The sequence below is a fragment of the Streptomyces thermocarboxydovorans genome (assembly GCF_039524635.1).
Lineage (GTDB): Bacteria > Actinomycetota > Actinomycetes > Streptomycetales > Streptomycetaceae > Streptomyces > Streptomyces thermocarboxydovorans.
In genome coordinates, this window is sequence record NZ_BAAAGU010000015.1 from 1 (window position 1) to 19,359 (window position 19,359).

Below are 19,359 nucleotides of genomic sequence, written 5' to 3' on the forward strand. Positions count from 1 at the left end.
TCTGGACGAAGACCGCCGACGAGATCCTCGACAAAGTCGCCGCCTACTGCCGACGAATCTCCGACTCAGGTCACTAGTCGGAGTCTGGCAGATCAGGCGCCGCACCAGATACGACTCGACATACCCCAGCGCCTCCGCCGCGTCCTCGGGCGTAGTCCTGCCGGCGGCGACGAGGTCGAGCAGATGCAGCGCGAGCGGATAGTGCGTCTGGCCACCCCAAGAGGCGAGGCGCTCCAGGGCAGTGCGAAGGGCGGGGCACTGCTCACGGGCCGGGTCGACGATGCGCAGGAACCTGCCGGCCCGTTCGGCCAGTTGCTCGATCTCGCGCTGCAGGGCGTCCTCGTCGCCGGCCAGCGGCTGCAGCCGCTTCTGCTGCTCGCGGTAGATCTCGCTCTGCTTGGTCTTGTAGTGGCCGCGCACCACCAGGTCCAGCCACACCAGCAGTTCGAGGTTCTTCGGACCAAGGCTCTGCTGCATGGGCAGCCACAGTTCCTGGTAGATCCGCTCGCCTCGCTTGGGCAGCAGCATGAACACGTAGTTGCGCAGGAGGTCGCTCTGACTGAGCCCCACCCCGGTGTTGTTGATGGACTCGAAGATCCGGTAGACGTTGTCGCCGGGCTCGGCCGTGATCTCCACGATCGACAGCAGATCCTTGAGCACCGTCTCGACCGCGGCCGGCCAGCGCTCGTCGCCCGCCTCATGGACTTCGGCGAGCACCCCGCGGAAGAACCGGTAGGCGGCGCCGATGTTGTCGCTGCCACCGGCGTCGGCGCGGGACTGGACGCAGGCGGTGAACGCCTCACGGTCCGCCTGGGTGGGCAGCAACCGGTAGTGGTCCGCGCCCTCGTGGAACTCATTGACCAGAATCTGGCGGTGCACCCGGTCCACGCCGCGCGTGTCACCCATCTCCTTCAGATGGTCACGAAGCGCTGCGAAGGCCAGCATCAGCGTGGTCAGCCGCTGCTGTCCGTCCACCACCAGCCACCTCTGCACACCGCCCGCCTGGAGCTGGCCCGGCGCGAGCACCACCGAACCGAGGAAGTGCGGGGCCGCCGTCTCGCCCGCCAGATGCTGTTCGACGAGTTCCCCGACGTCCTCCCACAGCCGCTGGAGCTGCTCCCGGCCCCAGCTGTACGTGCGCTGGTAGAGCGGCACCTGGAACTGTTTGTCCCCCTGGATCAGCTTGAGGAAGGTGATTTCCTGGGCGCGCATGCGCCTCCTTTCCTAGCAGCGGCAGTCTGAATCTAAGACTTTTCAGGCGGACTTGTGGGCAGATGTCGGGACCGGGCGGCGGGAGATGCGCGGCATCGTCTCGTTGGGGGAGCGGCGCAGCAGCTTGATGCTGCGGCCCTCGACCCAGGCGTTCCACGCCTTGAGGTAGTAGTGGAGGTGCTCGCGCGAGTCGTCGCGGCGACGATGTGCGTTGCCCAGGGCCAGGTTGAGCATGGTGTTGCGCAGGGTCAGACGCGGGTCGCCCGGCTCCAGGCGTGCGCCGGTGACGACCCCTTCCTCCCACGCCGACTGATCGACGTCGGGCCGGGCCGCGGTGGTGACGTACCAGCCGATCGTCGCAGCGGTGACGGTGATGCGGCACCCGCGGTTCATCGCGATGCCGTGGTGCAGGGCGTCGCGGATCCCGGGGTGCTCGGCGAGCAGGGCCAGCAGCTGGTCGTTGCTCGTGACCGAGGATCCGCCACTCCACGAGGAGTTGGGGGCGTTCAGGTACAGGTGCAGTCCTCGCAGGGCGGCCGCCAGATGGGTCGAGTTGCTCTCACCGGCGAGCGCGAGAGCGTCGCGACCGGTGCGTTTACGGCCCGTGTCCATCACGGTGAACGCCGAGCGCGGTACTCCGTGGGTGACGGTCATCGGCACGGTGACGCCGGCCTTGACGACGGCGGCCAGGCGGTGCTGCCCGTCGATGAGCGCACCGTCCTCGTCGAAGGCGATGCCCTGGTGGGTCAACTGCCACTCGCCACGCTGGATCTGGGCGGCCAGATGCTGGACCGTGCCTCGGCTCAGCGGCCGGTTCCTGGTGTTGTGCGTGAGCCACTCCGCCGCCAACTGGGGCGAGACGTCGACCACTTGCATCTGCATGGGCGCGATCACCTTCCTCCGGGAGCCGTGTCACGCCAGACGATGTGACACGGGAGGCATCCTGCCGTGTAAGTGTGAACTGAGTCAACGTGTTTCGTTCGCGATGGTCGTGCGTGACGGCGTCCGGAGTGTGGGGAAGATGCGGACGGATCGCTCATCGGTGGCGATAAGTGACAGTGAGTTTCGCGAGAGGAATGAAGTGTCGGGTCTGCTGCTAGGCTCGCCGCGTGTGCTCAGTTCACACTCAAGCTGTCGCGCGCTGGGGTGGGATGCCTTGTGGCCGGCTTGAGGCGGCCGGGCGCGATGAACGTGGACGGGCCACCGGATGGCCGTCAGCAGCAGTGGGGGTGGCGTGTGAGCCAGAACCAGTTCGGGCCGGTCGAGGATGTGCGGCCGGTCGGTTCGGTGTACCAGTACGACGACGGTCTGTACGTGCGGGTGGACGACGTCGTGCCCTACGAACTGGCCGATCCCGACGACTGCCACGGATACCGGCCGGGCGACGACGTGGTGCGCTGCACCCTGCACCTGAGCAACGGCACCGGCCGGCCCGTCGGCATGGAGGGCATCACCCTGCTGGTGCGCGGCGGGCCGTACGGCAAGACCGGCCGCCAGGTGCGCGAACACCGCGGCGACGTCCTCGACGGCGAGCTGGCGGGCACCTTGCGCCCGGGACGCAGGGCCTCCGCGACGTGGGCCTACAGCATTCCGGCGGGCACCGCCGGCGACCTCGACATCGAGGTCCGGTTCCCGGCCGAGCACGACCGGCCGAGTGTCGCCTTCACCACGGCGGCGGCCGCCCTCGGCGCGAATACGGTCGCTGGTGCCGCGTCCGGGCCGGCGGACGGGAGCTCAGAGACCGAGCGCTTGGGCGGCCTTGACGACACCACCGTCAGAAGGCTCGACGCCGTCCCCGCCCAGCCGGCCGCCCCCGTGCGGCGGGCCACGCCGCAACCCCAGCCGCAGCTGTCCGCGGACGAACTCGACGCCGCACGCGTGCGGCAGATCTTCCGCTTCCTCGCCGAGGCGGAGGAGTCCAAGACCCGCCCCGTGCGCACCCTCGACGGCGCGGCCGGCACCGTGTGGTTCGACGAACTGCCGGACGACGACGGCGTCGACGTGATGATCGACGGCGCACTCGACACCGACGAGCCGGCCTGGCTGACCGTCGCCCGCCCCGAACGCGAGGACGCGCCGCAGCCCGAACCCCTGCTCGCCCCCTGGGTGGACGGCACCCGCATCCGTGACTTCAAGCAGAGCCGCGCCCCGCTACTGCGCCGGCGCATCGAACCGGAGTTCCCCGACTGGTCGCAGGGCATCCCGCTCGACAAGACGTACGACCAGCTCGACGAGCACCCGCAGCGCGAGAAGATCGAGAAGCTGTACGCCGCATGGGAACAGCGATGGCTCGCCTGGGCCGAGCGGCGCCGCGCGATCGACCCCCTCGTGCGGCTGTACGACCGGCTGCACAAGATGCACGAGGACGCCGCCAACCTCGGCGAGGCCTATGAACTGGTCCTCGGTCTCGGCCGGCTGACCTGGCAGACGCCGTCGGGCCAGCGGGTGGAACGGCACCTGATCACCCACCGGGCCACCCTCCGGCTCGACCCGTCCACCGGCACGCTCACCGCCGCCCCGGACCCGACCGGGGCGGGCCTGGAACTCGAAGAGGGCATGCTCGACGGCGCCCAGCATGTTCCGGGCACGGTACGGGACGGGATCGTCGAGGTACTGGAAAGCGCCTCGGACGTGACAGACCCCGCACACCTCGACGCCGTCCACACCGCCCTGCGCAGCTGGGTGAACGCCGCACACAGCGCGGGCGGTTACTCACCGACCCTGGAGCGCGTCAGCCCGCGCAGCCTCGAAGTCCCCCAGGTGGGACTCACACCCGCACTCGTCCTGCGGGAGCGCAGCCGCCGCTCCACCATGGACGCCCTCAAGAACATCGCCCGGCAGATCGACGCGGGCACGCCGCCCACCGAACTGCTCAGCTACATCGCCGGCCGGGACGGCGCGCTCACCGCGGCCGACCTCGCGGCGGCGGAGGAGGACGGCGCGCCGCACAGCGACGAGCTGTACTTCGCGCTGCCCGCCAATGAGGAACAGCGCACCATCGCCGAACGCCTGCGCGCGAACCGGCTCGTCGTCGTACAGGGGCCGCCCGGCACCGGCAAGACCCACACCATCGCCAACCTGGTCACGGACCTGCTCGCGCAGGGCAAGCGGGTCCTCATCACCAGCCACACCTCGCGCGCCCTGCGTGTGCTGCGGGACAAGCTGCCGGAGTCCATTCGTGACCTGTGCGTGAGCCGCACCGAGGACGGCGCGGCCGCCCAGCGCGAGCTCGACGCGTCCGTGCACAGAATCCTCAGCGAGTACGCCGGCTACGACGAGAAGGCCTCCCGGAAGCAGATCCAGACGCTCCAGGCCCGCCTGGCCAAGGCACGTGCCGCCCAGCAGGCCATGCTGCGCGACCTCGCCGTACTGCGTGAGCAGGAGACCCACCGCTTCGACGCGGAGATCGGCGACTACAGCGGCAGCCTCCAGGAGATCGCCGAGCGCCTCACCGCGGAAGCGGAACAACACGGCTGGCTCGGCCCGGTCCCGCAGGAACAGCCGAACCTGAGCGCCGAGGAGGCGCTGCGGCTGCTGCACGCCGCCCGTGCCTACACACCGCACCATCAGGCCCTGGCCGCCGAGGTGCCCGGCCCCGCCGAACTGCTGGGCCCCGGTGAGTTCGAGGAAGCGGTGCGGATCGTGCGGTCGGCCGAGGAGGCGCACGCGGCCGCGCGGCAGGATCCCCTGTGCGCGCAGTACGACGACGCCGTACGGGGCCTCAGCGAGACCGAACAGCACCGGCTGTCCTCAGCCCTGGACGCCTTCTCCGCCGCCCGTGCCCGTGCCGCGTCCCTCGCCGCCGCGGCCGGCGCCTGGGCCACGGCACTCCTGAAGGAGGTGACCGAGGGCCAGGACTGGCAGGCACGCAGCCGCCGGTCCGCCGTGACCGAGACCCTCGCGGCGGCCGACGCCCTGCTGGCCACACTGGGCACGGCCATGGTCAGCGGCCTGGAGCAGTACGACCCCGCCACGGCACTGGCCCAGGCCACCGCCCTGCACGACGGGCTCAGCCAGGGCCAGAAACTGCGCGGCCCGCTCGGGATGCGGTCCAAACTGGCCAAGGCGGTCGGCCCGTTCGCCGAGAGTGTACGAGTGGACGGACGGGCCCCGGAGGACCCCGCCACCGCAGCCGTCGTTCTCGCCCGAGTCCAGCTCGAACTGCGCCTGGCCCAGGTCGAGACCGAGTGGGGCAGCACCCCCGTCGCCCCCTGGCACGGACACGGGCCGCGCCTGGCCCGGCTGCGCCAGGAGGCCGAGGTGCTCGACGCGCTGCTCGCCGTCGCCGCCACGCGCACCGACGTCCTGACCGCCGCGGCCACCTCACCGGCACTCGCCGTCGCCCCCTGGCACGAAGCATCCGTCGAGATTGCCGCGCGCACCCTGCTGCGCGCCGCGACCACCCTGCGCGCGGCCGAACAGTCCCGCAAGGCAGTCGCCGGCACCGAGGAACTGCTGCGGACCTGGAGCGACCGGCCGGGCGTCGCCCCCGCGGTGCTGCGCGCCCTGGAAGCCGTGCGCGAGCAGGACCCCGACGGCTACCGCTCCTTCAGTGACGAGATGGCCGAGGTAAGGGAAGCCGCCCGGCTGCGGGCCGAACACGACGCGGCGCTCACCCGTGTCCGCGAGGCCTTCCCGGCCCTCGCCGAGCGGATCACCAGCACGCACCAGGACACCGCCTGGGACACCCGGCTGCCCTCGCTCGCCCAGGCGTGGGCCTGGTCCGCATGGCGTGAGCGCATGGAGCGACTGACCGACCCGGAGGCCGAACGCCTGCTGCGCAGGCGGCTGACGGAGGCCGACGACGAGGCACGCATCGTGCTCGCGCGGCTCGCCGCCGCCAGGGCCTGGCACCGCTGCCTCGGTCTGCTCACCGGCGACCAGTCCCGGGCGCTCAGCGCCTACCAGCAGGCCGCCCGGCGTATCAAGGGCAAGTACCAGCACCGCTACCGGCGCGACGCGCAGGCCGCCCTCAGCAAGGCACAGACTGCGGTGCCGGCCTGGATCATGCCGCTGCACCAGGTGGCCGAGACGGTGCCCATGGACCGGCCCGGCATGTTCGACGTCGTCATCGTCGACGAGGCCAGCCAGTCCGGCCTCGAGGCCATGCTGCTGAGCTGGCTCGCCGACCGCATGGTGGTCGTGGGCGACAGCAAGCAGGTCAGCCCGTCCAACGTCGGACTCAAGCAGGACGCGTACTTCCACCTCAGGGACCGGCTGCTCACCGCGCTGGAACCGGACGTGCGCAGCCTGTTCGGCCCCGACTCGAGCTTCTTCGATCTCACCGAAGCGCTCTCGGCCGGCCGGGGCACCCTCATGCTCAAGGAGCACTTCCGGTGCATGCCGGAGATCATCTCCTTCTCCAACGACCTCTGCTACAACGGCCAGCTGCTGCCCCTTCGGCAGTACGGTGCCGACCGGCTGCCGCCCGTCCGCACCGTCCACGTCGAGCACGGCGAAGCTGTCGGCGCGAACTCCCGGCTGACCAACACCGCCGAGGCCGAGGCCCTCGTCGACGCGATCGTGCGCTGCTGCGCCGACCCCGCCTACGACGGGAAGACCATGGGCGTCATCAGCCTCCGCGCCAGCAAGGGGCATCTGACGGAGCTGGAGAACCTGCTCGCCGAGCGTCTCGACTACGAGCAGCGCGAGGAGCGGCGCATCCGGGTCGGCGACGCCGAGGACTTCCAGGGCGACGAGCGCCACGTCATGTTCATCTCCTGCGTCAACTCGCCGTCCACCGCCGCCGGAACCGTCCCGGGCGGCTTCAACGGCAAGACCTACGAGCAGCGGATCAACGTCGCGGCCTCCCGCGCCCAGGACCAGGTGTGGGTGTTCCACAGCGCACGCCCCGAGCAGTTCCATGAGAACGATCTGCGCCGACGGTGGCTCGACCACCTCACCAGACCCGCGGAGGAGGACACCGCCGCGGTCGAAGGCGACGTTCTGCCCGACGTCAGGCACGAAGCGTTCGACAATCTGTTCCAACAGCAGGTGTACCTGGAACTGACGGGGCGGGGCTATCGGGTCCGCCCGGGATACAAAGTGGGCCGTCACACCCTCGACCTGGTCGTGGAGGGCGGCACGCGCCGGCTCGCGGTCGCCTGCGACGGACATGACTTCGCCGAAGGTGAGGACGCCGCCACCGCGGCGGCCAGACAGCGCGACCTGGAGCGGGTCGACTGGACGTTCGTCCGGATCCGGGGCAGCCGCTTCCATCTCGACCGTGAGCAGGCGCTGGCCCCGCTCTGGGCGGAGCTGGACCGCCTGGGCATCGAACCGGTGCGGCAGGAGGCGGAGCCGCTCGGTGAGGGAGGCGCGGAAACAGAGACAGAAACAGACGGTGCGGAAGGGGCGACCGGTAGCGCCGTTCCCGGCCCGGCGCCCGTGCCCCCGCCCTCGGATCCGCGTGAGGCGCTCCGCGCTCCGGCTGAGGAACCGACGCCCGCGGCGGCGAAGCCGGCCACGGTACGCCCGGCTGAACGGGCCGTCACCGGAGCCGATGCGGAGACGACCGGGCCGTCGAAGCCCGAGCAGGCGCGCAAGCCGGAGCCTGCAGCGGCGCCCGAGCCGGACCCCAAGCCGGAGCGCAAGCCAGCGCCCGAGCCGAAGCCTGCGCCGGCGCCCAAGTCGGAGCGCAAGCCGGCGCCCACGCCAGCCCCCGAGCCGGAGCCCGAGCCAGCGCCCGCCCCGGTCGCCGGGCGCTCACTGCCGGTCCGGGAGATCCCCGCCGCGGCCTTCCAGCGGCTGGTCCGCGAGGTGCAGCAGCTGCAGGCTGCCCTGGACGCTCCGCAAGAGATCCCCGAGGGGACGGATCAGGCGCAGCTCATATTCCTGAGAAAAGCCCACGCGGACCAGCGCGACCGGCGCACGAAGCGTCTCGCCTACCTGCGGAGGTTCCTCGACGCGGTCAGTGTCGGGCGCGGACCGGGCGTCCCGGACGTCGTGGTGCCGGGCGCGTTGCTGGTCCTGGAGTTCGACGGTGTGCTCGACAAGGACACGCTGTACACCGTCGCCGAACTGCCCACCGAGGAGGCGGAGATCGTCTCCCCGTCGTCTCCCCTCGGTCATGCGCTGATGTGGCAGCCCGCCGGACGGGAGATCGCGTACGACACGTCGGAAGGCAAGGCGCGCTCGGTCGTCGTGCGGGAGATCCGGGTCTGATCCCTGCGGCCAACGGCTCTGTCACCCGTACCCGTGGGTCCGGGTGACAGAGCCCCGCGCGTCTCAGCCGACCACCGGGTCCAGCAGGCGGCTCCGTTCACCGCTCCAGGAGACCGCCAGCGCGTCGCGCGCCCGGGTGCACGCCACGAAGAGCAGACAGTGCTCGGCCAGCAGATCCGCTCGGTGCTGCACGGCGTCCTCGTCCTCCGGCGTCACCTGCGGAGCGAAGGGCAGCACGTTCGACGTCACGCCCACGACGGCGACGCAGCGGAACTCCAGACCCTTCATCCCGTGCATCGTCGCCACCCGCACACCCGACACCTCCGGCCCAGGGTCGTCCTTGACGGCCACGGCCGGGATGCCCTCCCGGCGCAGACGTGCGATGACGGCGTCGACCAGCGTGTTGAACCGGGCGCACACCGCCACTTCGGACGGTTTGACCCGGTCCTGCTCCACCCAGACCCGGACCTGTTCCACAAGCGCGCGCAGTTCGTCGTCCTGACTGGCATAGCCCCTGGCCACCGGCACGCGGCCGTGCAACTCGGACCGGTAGCCCCGCAGCGAGTCCTGGCCGCCGTCATCGTCGTCGTCCTCGCCGAGCCGCCCCACCGGCTGGCCGTCCAGCAGCGACGTCGACCAGCGCAGGATCTCCTCCGTGTTCCGGTAGTTGACGCGCAGCCGGAACGTGCGTCCGCGCACGTGGATACCCAGCGAGCGAAGGGAGACCCGGGAGTCGTAGATGCGCTGGTGCGGGTCACCGACGAGGAACATGTCGTCGGACTGCTCGGCGACGCAGGCGCGCAGCACCCGCCACTGGGCCGGGTGGAGATCCTGCGCCTCGTCCACCACGACATGACGGTAGCGCGGCCCCTGCTCCGCGAGGATCTGCGCGGCCTGGTCACAGAGCATGGTGTACGTCGCCTGGTCGCGCGAGGCGAGATCCCGCATGAACCGCTCCATGACCCGCCACAGCCGCGCCCGTTGCACCCTCCCGACCTGCGTGCCACGCCCCCTGCGCACACACCGCAGATACTCCTCGGGCGTCCGCAGCCCCTGGGCGAGGACGACGCCCCGGAACTCCTGCGCGAGAAAGCGCTCCGACCAGGGCAGGTCCTCGCGTGCGGCGGCGCGGGTCCAAGCGCTCTTCTCCGCTGCCGCCGACAACGGCTTGGGCGAGCTGCCCCGCGCCTCCTTTATGACCCGGGCGGCGAGCGAGTCCACCGTCGTGACGTCGACCCGGTCGAGCAGGTGGGCGTCGGCGTCACCGAGCAGCAGGGCCAGGTTGTCGCGCAGGGCGGCGGCCATCGCGTTGGTGAAGGTGGTGAGCAGGATCCGGTCGCCCTCACCTCCGGTACGCAGCAGATGCCGCACCCGGTGCAGGGCGACGACGGTCTTGCCCGTGCCGGGACCGCCCGTCACCTGAGCCGGCCCGTTGAAGCCCGGGTGGTAGGCGTACCGGCGCTGGGCGGGATGCAGGAAGACGCGCCAGCGGGAGAAGTCCTCGGTGAGGATCCGCTCCAGCTCACCCGGACCGGTGACCTCCACGATGCGGTCGGACGTGTTGAGGATCGCCTCGCTGAGGGTGAGGACAGGCCGGTCCTCGGCGGTGCGCACCGTCTGCCCGCGCGGGGCGATCAGCTGCTCCCAGACCTCCTCGGGCGAATAGCCGGCCGCCAGGTACTCCAGCACCTCGTACTGGTCGGCGGGCATCATGGGCGGCGCCATGACCGTCAGGTCGTCGGCCGTGACGCACACCCGTGCCAGCCGCAGGACCTGCTCGTCGATACCCAGATCCCGCAGGACGGTGTCGGAGTGCCCGGCGAAGAGCCGTGCCGGGGTCTCGACCGCCTTGGTCTCGAAGTAGGTCTCCATCTGCTCGAGGGCCTCGACATTGCGGACCTCCAGGCCACCGGTGGCACCGTTGACCGAGTAGGCGCGCTTGCAGGCCCAGTTGATCGCCTCGTCGTGCGGTGCGACCCGCAGCAGTGTGTACAGCTCGCTCCCGTCGTCCGGGGCGAGGAGAACCCCCCGGTAGGACCTGGTGATCCGGATCGTACGGATCCGGGGATCGCGCGCCCCTTCGAGCTTCTCCAGGTGCAACCCCTTGCTGGCATGCAGCTGATGCACGGTCAGGCCGCGGAACATCTGGATGGCGTCGTTGACCTCCTTCTGGACGGGTCTCTGCAGAGAGATCAGGTCCGCGACGAAGTCGTCGGAGAGGGCGAGACGGGGCATGGGCGTCCTCGGGTCGTGGGCGGGCGGTGGGCGAGCAACAGCCTAGAGACTGAGCGGGCCTCTGAGAGGCAGCTGCGCATAATCATTGTGTGAACTGAGTCAACGCTCTATATTTTTGTGCTGTCACCCCATCGGCGCATGACCGCGCTTCCACGGATCTGTCCGAAAGGACCCACCGCATGCCGGCCCAGCCTGCTCAGGCCGCTGTCCCGCACCCGCTCGACGAGGTTCCCCAGACCTTCCGCGCGGGGGACTCCTACGAGGTCCGGGACGCACTCGTCGCCTACATCCGCCGGGACTTGCTGGGCCCCTGGGACGGTGAGACGGAAACCCTGCCGAGCGCCTCCTCCGGGCCACGCGACCGCTATCTCGTCGGGATGCTCGGTCCGCGCCCCGAGACCGTCACCGCGGACCGGATCGCCCGCGCGGCGGCCCAGAGCGCGGACGGCGACTCGGGCGACGAGCAGGAAGGTGACGACAGCGACCTGCAGGACCGGCTCAGCCCGCAGGCCGCGGGGCACATCTGGGCCTCGTCGATGGGACTGGCCTTCACCGTCCCGGCGTCCGTCGGCACACTCAGCGCCACCGTGCGCTGGGGGCGCTACACGCAGTCCGAGGAAGCCACCGACCGGGGGACGACCCGCAGGGTCTGGACGCGTGAGCCCGTCGAACACCTGGTGGACATCGACGTGACCAGCGAGACCGACCAGGCGGTGGAACTCGACGGCGAAGCCGTGGTTCTGGACGTACAAGTGCGCAGGCACACCGGCCGCGCGAACGCCGAGGACCTCCGCATAGTCGAGCTGGCCCTCGTGAACCGGCAGCCGGACAGCCCGGACGCGCGCGACGCCCACTGGCTCTTCCAGACCGAGATCGACGTCACCGCCTTTCCCGACGACCAGGCCGCCGTCTTCCTGCCCGTAGACGACCCGCTCGACGCCACCAGCCACGGCAACGCGCCGGAGGACGCCGAGGAGCGGCGTCTGCGCCTCCTCTACCGGAACAGCCTCAGCCACGCCAAGGGCCGCAATGTCGCCGTCCACGCGCACGTCCGCGACGGCGAACGCAACGCGCACCGCCTCACCACCGTCTGGCTCCCCGAGTACGACGTGAGGGCCACCACCGCGCCGACGCTGGAGGAGCAGGAACTCCTCCAGGGCCTGGAACTGGGCATGGACGAGCTGGCCGAACTCGCCGTGCCCGCCCGTCGCGGCGAACTGAGCGCCGCCCTGGCTCCGCTGGCCGACGGGTACGGCACCTGGCTGGAACAGCAGCGCCGGGCCGTCCGCTCGCTCCCCGAGGACCTGCGTGAATCGGCCGAGGTGGCGATCGAGCAGGCGCTCGAAATCTGCGACCGCATCACGCTGGGCATCGACCGGCTCGTGGCCGACGACACGGCCCTCGCGGCCTTCCGTTTCGCCAACCGGGCCATGGCCCTGCAGCGGCGCAACACCGCCATTGCCGCCGCCCGCACCGGTCGTGAGAACGACCCCCTCTCCTACCGGGACGCCAAGGAAGAGGTGTACGGCAAGGGCAAGGCCGGGGCCAGCTGGCGTCCGTTCCAGCTCGCCTTCGTCCTGCTCAACATCGCCTCCCTCACCCAGCCCGGTCACCCGCACCGCGGTACAGGCCGCGAAGCCCTCGTCGACCTGCTGTTCTTCCCGACCGGCGGCGGCAAGACCGAGGCGTACCTGGGCCTCGCCGCCTACACCTTCGCGCTCAGGCGTCTGCAGGGGACGATCGGTTCGGGACCGGAGGCGCGCGGCGGCGAGGCCGGCGTGGGCGTGCTCATGCGCTACACCCTCCGCCTGCTGACCGCCCAGCAGTTCCAGCGCGCGGCCGCCCTGGTGAGCGCTTGCGAGGTGCTGCGCCGCGAGGAGTTCGCCCGGGACCGCAGGTGGGGCTCCACACCGTTCCGCATCGGACTCTGGGTGGGCACCTCCGTCTCGCCGAACTGGTTCGAGGAGGCCAAGGATCAGATCGCGGAGGCCAAGGAGAGCGCCAGCGACAAGCACGCCCGTGTCCTGCAGGTCCTCAGCTGCCCGTGGTGCGGCACCGGACTGACCGCCCGCTCGAACATGGAGTACGACGAAGGACGCCGCCGGATTCTGCTCTACTGCCCGCGCGGGGAGGGGGAGGACCGCTGCCCCTTCTCCCGCCGGGAAGCGCCCGGCGAGGGTATCCCCGTCCTCACGGTCGACGAGGAGATCTACCGGCTCGCGCCCTCGATGCTGATCGCCACCGTCGACAAGTTCGCTCAGCTGCCATGGAACGGCTACGCGGGCCTGCTCTTCGGCAGGGTCACCGAGCTGTGCCCCCGCCACGGCTACCGCCACGACGACCTGGACGCCAAGACCGGGTGCGGGGGACGGCACAACGCCAGAGGCGACCTGCCCGCCGTCACCGCGCAACCGGTCACCCGCCTGCGGCCCCCGGACCTGATCATCCAGGACGAGCTGCACCTGATCTCCGGCGCGCTCGGCACCACCGTGGGCCTCTTCGAGGCCGCCGTCGACCAGTTGTGCACATGGAGCTTCACCGACGCCGACGGACGGCGCCAGGAGACCGGCCCCAAGATCGTCGCGTCCACCGCGACCACCAAACGGGCCGCCGACCAGGTGCGCGGCGTCTTCGGCCGCAAGGTCGCCGTCTTCCCGCCTCAGGTGCTGGACGTGGGGGACACCTTCTTCTCCCGGCAGGTCGAGTTGAGCCGCGAGAACCCCGGCCGGCGCTACCTGGGCGTGTGCGCGCACGGCACCCGGCTGAAGGCCGCGGAGATCCGCGTCGCCGAGATCCTGCTGCTCGCGGGACAGCAGCTCTTCGACGACTACGGCAAGCCTGCGGACCCATACATGACACTCGTGGGCTACTTCAACGCCACCCGTGAACTGGCCGGTATGCGGCGGTACATGGACGACGACATCACCACCCGCGTGCGGGGCAACGGCAGCCGCAAGGGCCAGGACACACTCTCGGACCGCATCGTGAGCAAGGCCGGGATGCTCAACGTCCTGGAGCTGACCTCCCGTATCTCCTCGGCGGACATCGGCGCCGCGCTGAAACGGCTGGAGATCGAGTTCGACCCCGAGCGCGACACCTCGGTACGCCGGCGAGCCCTCCTGCGCGAGTACGCCGCCGCGATGAAGGAGAAGCGCGAACCCCGCGCCTCCATGACACCGACCGTCCGCCAGGCCGTGGACGTCGTCCTCGCCACCTCGATGCTGCAGGTCGGTGTCGACGTCTCCCGCTTTGGTCTGATGCTGGTCGTCGGCCAGCCCAAGAACACCGCCGAATACATCCAGGCGTCCTCCCGGGTGGGCCGTGACGCAAGGCGCCCCGGTCTGGTGGTGACCCTCTACAACTGGTCGCGCCCCCGCGACCTCGCGCATTACGAGGACTTCGAGCACTATCACGCGACGTTCTACCGCCAGGTGGAGGCTCTCTCCGTCACCCCCTACACCCGGCGCGCACTCGACCGGGGGGTCGCCGCCACCTACGTCGCCGCAGTGCGGCACGCGACCCACGAGACCTCCCGCAACCTCGACGCCCACGACGTCGACCTCGACGGCCCGATCGCGAGGGACGTCGAACGGCGGTTGCTGGAAAGGGCGGAACGAGTGGGGCGTGAACGATCCCGCCAGTACCTGAGCGAACGCCTGGACCGGCTCAAGGACGAATGGCGCCGCAAGCGGGACGAGAGCACATCAACACTCGGTTACCGCAAGGAGAAACACAAGACGACCGTCGTGGACGGGCTGCTCAGGCGGGCGGATGGATCCCGGTGGACCGAGCTCACCGTCGGCATGTCGATGCGTGAGACGGAGAACGAGATCAATCTGCTGCTGCCCGGCGGCGAGGCGTTCCTGGAAGAGTCCTCGGGCGCCGGTCCCGACTGGCACTTCGGCACACCCGCCACCGATTCCGATCCAGACCCCGAAACGGCGACCACCGTGGACAGCGACGAGTACGGGCCCCTTGCGGCCGACGCGGTCAGGAAGGCGCAGCGATGAGCACCCAACGCAGCAACCGCAGGGTCGGCGCCGTACGGCCGAGTCACCTCATGTTCACCGCCGGCGTCGGCGCCCTCGTCGACCTGCCGAACTTCTCGGTGCTCATCCGGGGCATCGACTCCTGGAGCTACTCCGGTGTCACCGACTACGACATCGACGAGCCCCGCCTCCGCGCCGCCGTCAACCGCTCACTCCAGCGCTATGGGCGCGGACAGGTCGAACAACTGCGAGCCGCACCCTGGCTCGAGGGCGCGGACGCCGACCCCAGAGGATGGGCGGCGCAGGGAATCGGTGTCCCCGTCACGCCCTTCCCGCAATGGCTGCGCTGCACCGCCTGCAACGTGCTGGCCGCCATCGACTCCGGTGAGTTCTCCTTCGTCAACTCCAACCCCCGGGCACCGCACGAGGCGAAGTTCGTACACGACTGCAAGCGCGGCAAGCCGCTCGCCGTGGCCGCCCGCTTCACCTTGGTCTGCACCGCCGGCCATCTGGACGAATTCCCCTACACCGCCTACGTCCACCACGGGCAGAGCTGCGCCAAGACGCCTCGCCCCAAGCTGCGCATGAAGGATCACGGCGGTAACCAGGCCGCCAACGTCACCATCGAGTGCGTCGCCTGCGGCGTGAAGCGGAACATCCGGGAAGCGATGGGCGAACGAGGCCGCCGGAACCTGCCCGCGTGCCGCGGACGACACCCGCACCTCGGCACCTACGAGCCGAACGGCTGTGCACAAGAGCCGGTCCTGATGGTGGCGGGCGCCTCCAACCAGTGGTTCCCGCTCACCCTCAGCGCGCTCGCCCTGCCGAAGGCACAGGGCGGAGACATCGACAAGCTCCTCGACGACCACTGGCCCGACCTCGAACTGATCGAGGACCGAGGGCAGTTCGACTTCATGGCGCGCATGCCCAAGTTCGCCTTCCTGAAGGAGTTCGACGCCGACGCGGTGGTTGCGGCGATCACAGCGCGCAAACAGGGAACAGCCGGTCCGGCTCCCTCCGCCCCCGACGTCCAAGCGGACCTGTTCGGACCGGAATGGGAGGCGCTCTCGGGGCCCGTTCCGCCCCCCAGCGACGACTTCGCGCTGCGGCAGGTCCCCGTGCCGGCTCCCCTCAGCGAGTTCTTCGGCGACATCAGGCAGGTCGAGCGGCTGCGCGAGGCCCGGGCACTGATCGGCTTCACCCGGCTCGATGCGCCGGACCCGGAGTCGCCGGAGATCGCCACACGCGTCGAACTGTCCCGCGGGGCCCGCAACTGGGTGCCCGCGAGTGAGGTGCGCGGCGAGGGCGTCTTCCTGCGGGTGAAGGACGATCTGATGGCCGACTGGGTCGCCCGCGTGGAGAAGTCCCCGCAGATGGAGGCACACAGAGAGGCGTACGCGCGGTTCCGTGCCAACCGCAAGTCGGACCGCATGACGAGCGCCTTCGACCCCTATTCCGGCTGGCCCGGACCCCGCTACATCGCCCTGCACACCCTCTCTCACCTCCTGATCCGCACCATCGCGCTGGAATGCGGCTACAACTCCGCCTCGCTCGCCGAACGGATCTACGCCGGAGACGAACACAACCCGAGAACCGGCATCCTCATCTACACGGCTGTACCGGACTCCGAGGGCACTCTGGGCGGTCTGGTCTCGCTCGCCGAGGAGCAGGAGTTCGGCCGGATCGTGCGCCGGGCGCTGACCGACGCCGGTCACTGCTCGGCCGACCCGCTGTGCGCCGAGCGCCTGCCGCACGACCCGGCCGACTTCCTGCACGGAGCCGCGTGCCATGTCTGCCTGTTCGTGTCCGAGACGACGTGCGAACGCGGCAATCGTTTCCTGGACCGTCGTTTCCTCGTCCCGCTGGCCGGGGACAAGGAGCCTGTGTTGACACCGGTGGGTCTGCTGCCGTGAGCCGCCCTGCGTTCGAGGCCGCCGTCGGGCCCGTGGTCGCCGCTCTCGGACTCTCCCGGAGCAAGGACCTCGCCGGCTTGCTGGCCCGGGCACGTTCCAGGGAACGAATACTGGCCGAGCTGTCGACCCCGGGAGCCGGCGAGGCCGTGGCGCGGCTCTGTGACGCGATGCGGTCGGAGTCGGTGACGCCCGCCGAGGCGGCTGCCTATCTGCGCGGCTACGTGGCCGCCCGACGGCAGACCCGGGACGCGGTCCGGGTCCGTACGGTATGGAGCGGCCCCTCGACACCGGCCGTACCGGTGCGAGCCACGGCCCAGGTGCTCATCGAGGTCATCAATGGGGCGCAGCACGAACTGCTGGCCATGACGTACGCGGCCCGTCCGTATCCGGCGCTGACCCGTGCGCTGAGGCAGGCCGCGGACAGAGGTGTGGAGATGCACGTCGTGGTCGAGACCCTCGCAGGCTCGGGCGGACTGCTCTCAGGAAAGGAACCGGCCGACGCGTTCGCCTCCGTGCCCGGACTGCTGCTGTGGGTATGGGCCCGGAACGCGGCCGAACACGCCGGCTCACGCCAGCACGCCAAGCTGGCGGTCGCCGACCGCCGCACTCTCTTCCTCGGCAGCGCCAACCTGACCGAGTCCGCGGTCCGGCGCAACATCGAGGCAGGGGTGCTGGTGACCGGCGGGGAAGCACCGCGGCGCGCGGCAGAGCACATCGTCGAGCTGCAGCGTCTCGGGGTACTGACGCCGTACCGGCCCGAACGAGCGGCTCAGCTTTCTCGCCGGTGAGGCAGCTGCCCGCGCGCGCCCCCAAAGCGCGGGAGCCTCGTCCGTTGCGCACACCGCGAGCGCCCGGCCTGCTTCGGCACCGTCCTGGCGCTCAGCGCCCCCGTCCGCCCAGGATGATCTTCCAGACGCGTGTTGCCACCTGCAGATTGAGCCGGGTCTCCACATCCGTCAGATCGAGGCCGCTGATCTCGCGGATGCGCTGCAGCCGGTAGCGCAGGGTGCTGCGGTGCACCGTCAGTGCGGCGGCCGCATCGTCGTAGTGGCCCCCGCAGTCGAAGTAGCAGGAGAGCGTCTCCACCAGATCCGTGTCGTGCTCCGCGTCGTAGTCGATCAGCTGACCGAGCCACTCCCGCACGAAGCCTTCGAGCTCCCGGAGATCGTTGCCGGGACCCAGGATCCGGTACAGCCCGAGGTCGTCGAAGAAGGTCGCCCCGCTCCGCTGGTGGGAGTTCTGCCGTACCTCCAGGGCTCGCAGTGCCTCCTGATAGCAGCGGGGAAACCCTTCCGGGGAGTCGCAGCGGGTGCTCACCCCGATCGCTCCGTCCGGCCTCCCCAGCTCATGGGCCAGCACCGCGTGCAGGGCATCGCCGTCGGGCCTTGCCCGGGTCAGCAGGACCACCCGGTCACCGCGACGGGTGATCAGCGGACGGGTCGCCGTGGTGACCATCGCCTTCTCGACGGCACGGGTGAGCGAGTCGTCAGCGGCGCTGTCCGGCCAGTGCACCACGACCACATAGTGGGGACGCCGCAGGTCGTGGCCGACGGCTTCGGCCCGGGCGTAGGCGCTCGCCTCGTCAGTGCCCTCCAGCAGGTCGTCGATCAGCTGACGGCGGAGCCGCAGTTCCACCTCGGTGAGTTCCCGCATGTGCAGGAGCTCCTGGGCGAGCGAACGCTGGGCGTGCTCCAGGGCGAACAGGGTGTGCTCATCGGCCGTCGCGTCGGGGTCCTCGAGGGCGAGTACGCCGAGGAGCTCGCCGCGCGGCCGGACCAGGGTGATGAGCCGGTCCTTGACCCTGACGGGGCCCTCCTCGCGCGCGACCCGCCGCAGCATCTCCTGCTGGTAGGCCGAGGACCGCACCGGATAGGGGTCGGGCCGGCCGGGACCGGCCCAGGACCTGAGGTTGCCGAACCGGTCCTCGATGAGCGCCGGCAGCCCGGTGAGCTCGTGCAGCGCCCGGGTGATGGCCTTCTCGCCGCCGCCCGAGGCAGCCACCCGGCCGAGGGTCTCGTGCACGGTCTTCTGCAGGTGCAGCTCGGAGCGCAGTGTGTCCAGCTGCCGCAGTGCGGTGTCCCGTTCGGCGCGGATCCGGCTCAGCTCGCCGGCGTTGTCGTGGTGCGGGGCGCGGGTTGCTGCCAGTGACAGGGCCGCCGAGGTGAGTTCCACGAGGGTTGAGAGGAGGAAGTACCCCTGCTCATCGGGCTCGGTGTGGGAGGAGACCACGATGTAGCCGAGAGGACCGCCTGCCCCGCGCAGGCCGAAGGCCCAGGTCCAGGACCGCTCCGGAAGGGATACGGAGCCGTCAGCCCCGCCCAGCTCCTTCACACGTGCGTCGACGACCGTCGGCGCTCCCGCGTCCTGGCCGGGGACGCGGGACACCCCGTCGCCCGTCGCGAGGTATCCGGCCTCGGCGGTGCAGGGACCGAGGGCACTGACATGCCGCATGGCCAGACGCACGATCTCGCTTGGCTCCGTGCAGCTGAACAGGGTGCGGGACAGCATCAGCAGCCCGTGCGGATCCACCACCGCGAGCGGACGGGGGGCGCGCCGTCCGGCGCCCGCGGTGCAGCGCGGGACGCGGGACACCTCCCGGTAGGAGACGTCCGGGAACAATCTCTGTGTCGGGCGGTAGGCCATAGATCACTCCGTTCTCCGATCATCGGAGGCGATCGAGTGAATCGTGGGATCCACGCCTGTGAGAGTCCCGCGTACCCAGCCTGGGCGAGGTATTCCGGCTCACCGGGCTTTGGTCTCGTGCTCATGGAGTGACCAGCTGCGCCGATTTCTGACCTGCCGGGTGCAGGCGGAGCGCGCCGCACTCTTGCGACTCTGAGCCTGTC

General features: G+C 70.5%; 8 protein-coding genes. 4 read left to right on the forward strand and 4 right to left on the reverse strand.

All coding sequences use genetic code 11. The annotated features are described in order from the left end of the window. Together ABD198_RS09145 and ABD198_RS09150 are read right to left on the reverse strand one after the other, a co-directional pair. Positions 1 to 1,212: DUF262 domain-containing protein (locus tag ABD198_RS09145; protein ID WP_343999295.1), on the reverse strand; the 1,212-nt coding region annotated here is incomplete at its 3' end. A gap of 42 nt (positions 1,213 to 1,254) precedes the next feature. Further along, positions 1,255 to 2,094, reverse strand: a complete 840-nt coding sequence (locus ABD198_RS09150; protein ID WP_343999297.1) for a hypothetical protein — start codon at positions 2,092 to 2,094, stop codon at positions 1,255 to 1,257. 354 nt (positions 2,095 to 2,448) lie between these two features. On the opposite strand from ABD198_RS09150, the gene ABD198_RS09155 reads away from it, so the two are divergent. Further along, a complete protein-coding gene (locus tag ABD198_RS09155) occupies positions 2,449 to 8,376 on the forward strand; it encodes an AAA domain-containing protein (protein ID WP_343999299.1) in 5,928 nt (1,975 codons plus the stop codon). 63 nt (positions 8,377 to 8,439) lie between these two features. Here ABD198_RS09155 and ABD198_RS09160 read toward each other — a convergent pair whose 3' ends face one another. Next, a complete protein-coding gene (locus ABD198_RS09160) occupies positions 8,440 to 10,611 on the reverse strand; it encodes a UvrD-helicase domain-containing protein (protein WP_343999301.1) in 2,172 nt (723 codons plus the stop codon). Between the two features lie 179 nt (positions 10,612 to 10,790). On the opposite strand from ABD198_RS09160, the gene drmA reads away from it, so the two are divergent. From drmA to drmC, 3 genes are read left to right on the forward strand one after another with little or no spacing between them, the layout of a single operon-like run. Continuing rightward, a complete protein-coding gene (drmA, locus tag ABD198_RS09165) occupies positions 10,791 to 14,621 on the forward strand; it encodes a DISARM system helicase DrmA (RefSeq protein ID WP_343999303.1) in 3,831 nt (1,276 codons plus the stop codon). Continuing rightward, complete coding sequence (drmB, locus tag ABD198_RS09170; protein ID WP_343999304.1) at positions 14,618 to 16,513, forward strand: DrmB family protein; 1,896 nt, start codon at positions 14,618 to 14,620, stop codon at positions 16,511 to 16,513. The genes drmA and drmB overlap by 4 nt, the downstream gene beginning before the upstream one ends. After that, positions 16,510 to 17,301 (forward strand): DISARM system phospholipase D-like protein DrmC, encoded by a 792-nt coding sequence (gene drmC, locus ABD198_RS09175; protein ID WP_343999306.1) that lies wholly within the window; start codon positions 16,510 to 16,512, stop codon positions 17,299 to 17,301. The genes drmB and drmC overlap by 4 nt, the downstream gene beginning before the upstream one ends. A gap of 91 nt (positions 17,302 to 17,392) precedes the next feature. Here the strand turns inward: drmC and ABD198_RS09180 are convergent, their stop codons facing one another. Beyond that, positions 17,393 to 19,156 carry a PucR family transcriptional regulator gene (locus ABD198_RS09180; RefSeq protein ID WP_343999307.1) on the reverse strand — a complete coding sequence of 588 codons (1,764 nt, stop codon included), beginning with the start codon at positions 19,154 to 19,156 and terminating at the stop codon, positions 17,393 to 17,395. Between the last annotated feature and the right edge of the window lie 203 nt (positions 19,157 to 19,359).

Coding starts and splice junctions, on each gene's coding strand:
- drmB (WP_343999304.1), top strand. CDS start 14,618: ATGAGCACCCAACGCAGCAACCGCAGGGTCGGCGCCGTACGGCCGAGT.
- ABD198_RS09180 (WP_343999307.1), bottom strand. CDS start 19,156: ATGGCCTACCGCCCGACACAGAGATTGTTCCCGGACGTCTCCTACCGG.
- ABD198_RS09150 (WP_343999297.1), bottom strand. CDS start 2,094: ATGCAGATGCAAGTGGTCGACGTCTCGCCCCAGTTGGCGGCGGAGTGG.
- drmA (WP_343999303.1), top strand. CDS start 10,791: ATGCCGGCCCAGCCTGCTCAGGCCGCTGTCCCGCACCCGCTCGACGAG.
- ABD198_RS09160 (WP_343999301.1), bottom strand. CDS start 10,611: ATGCCCCGTCTCGCCCTCTCCGACGACTTCGTCGCGGACCTGATCTCT.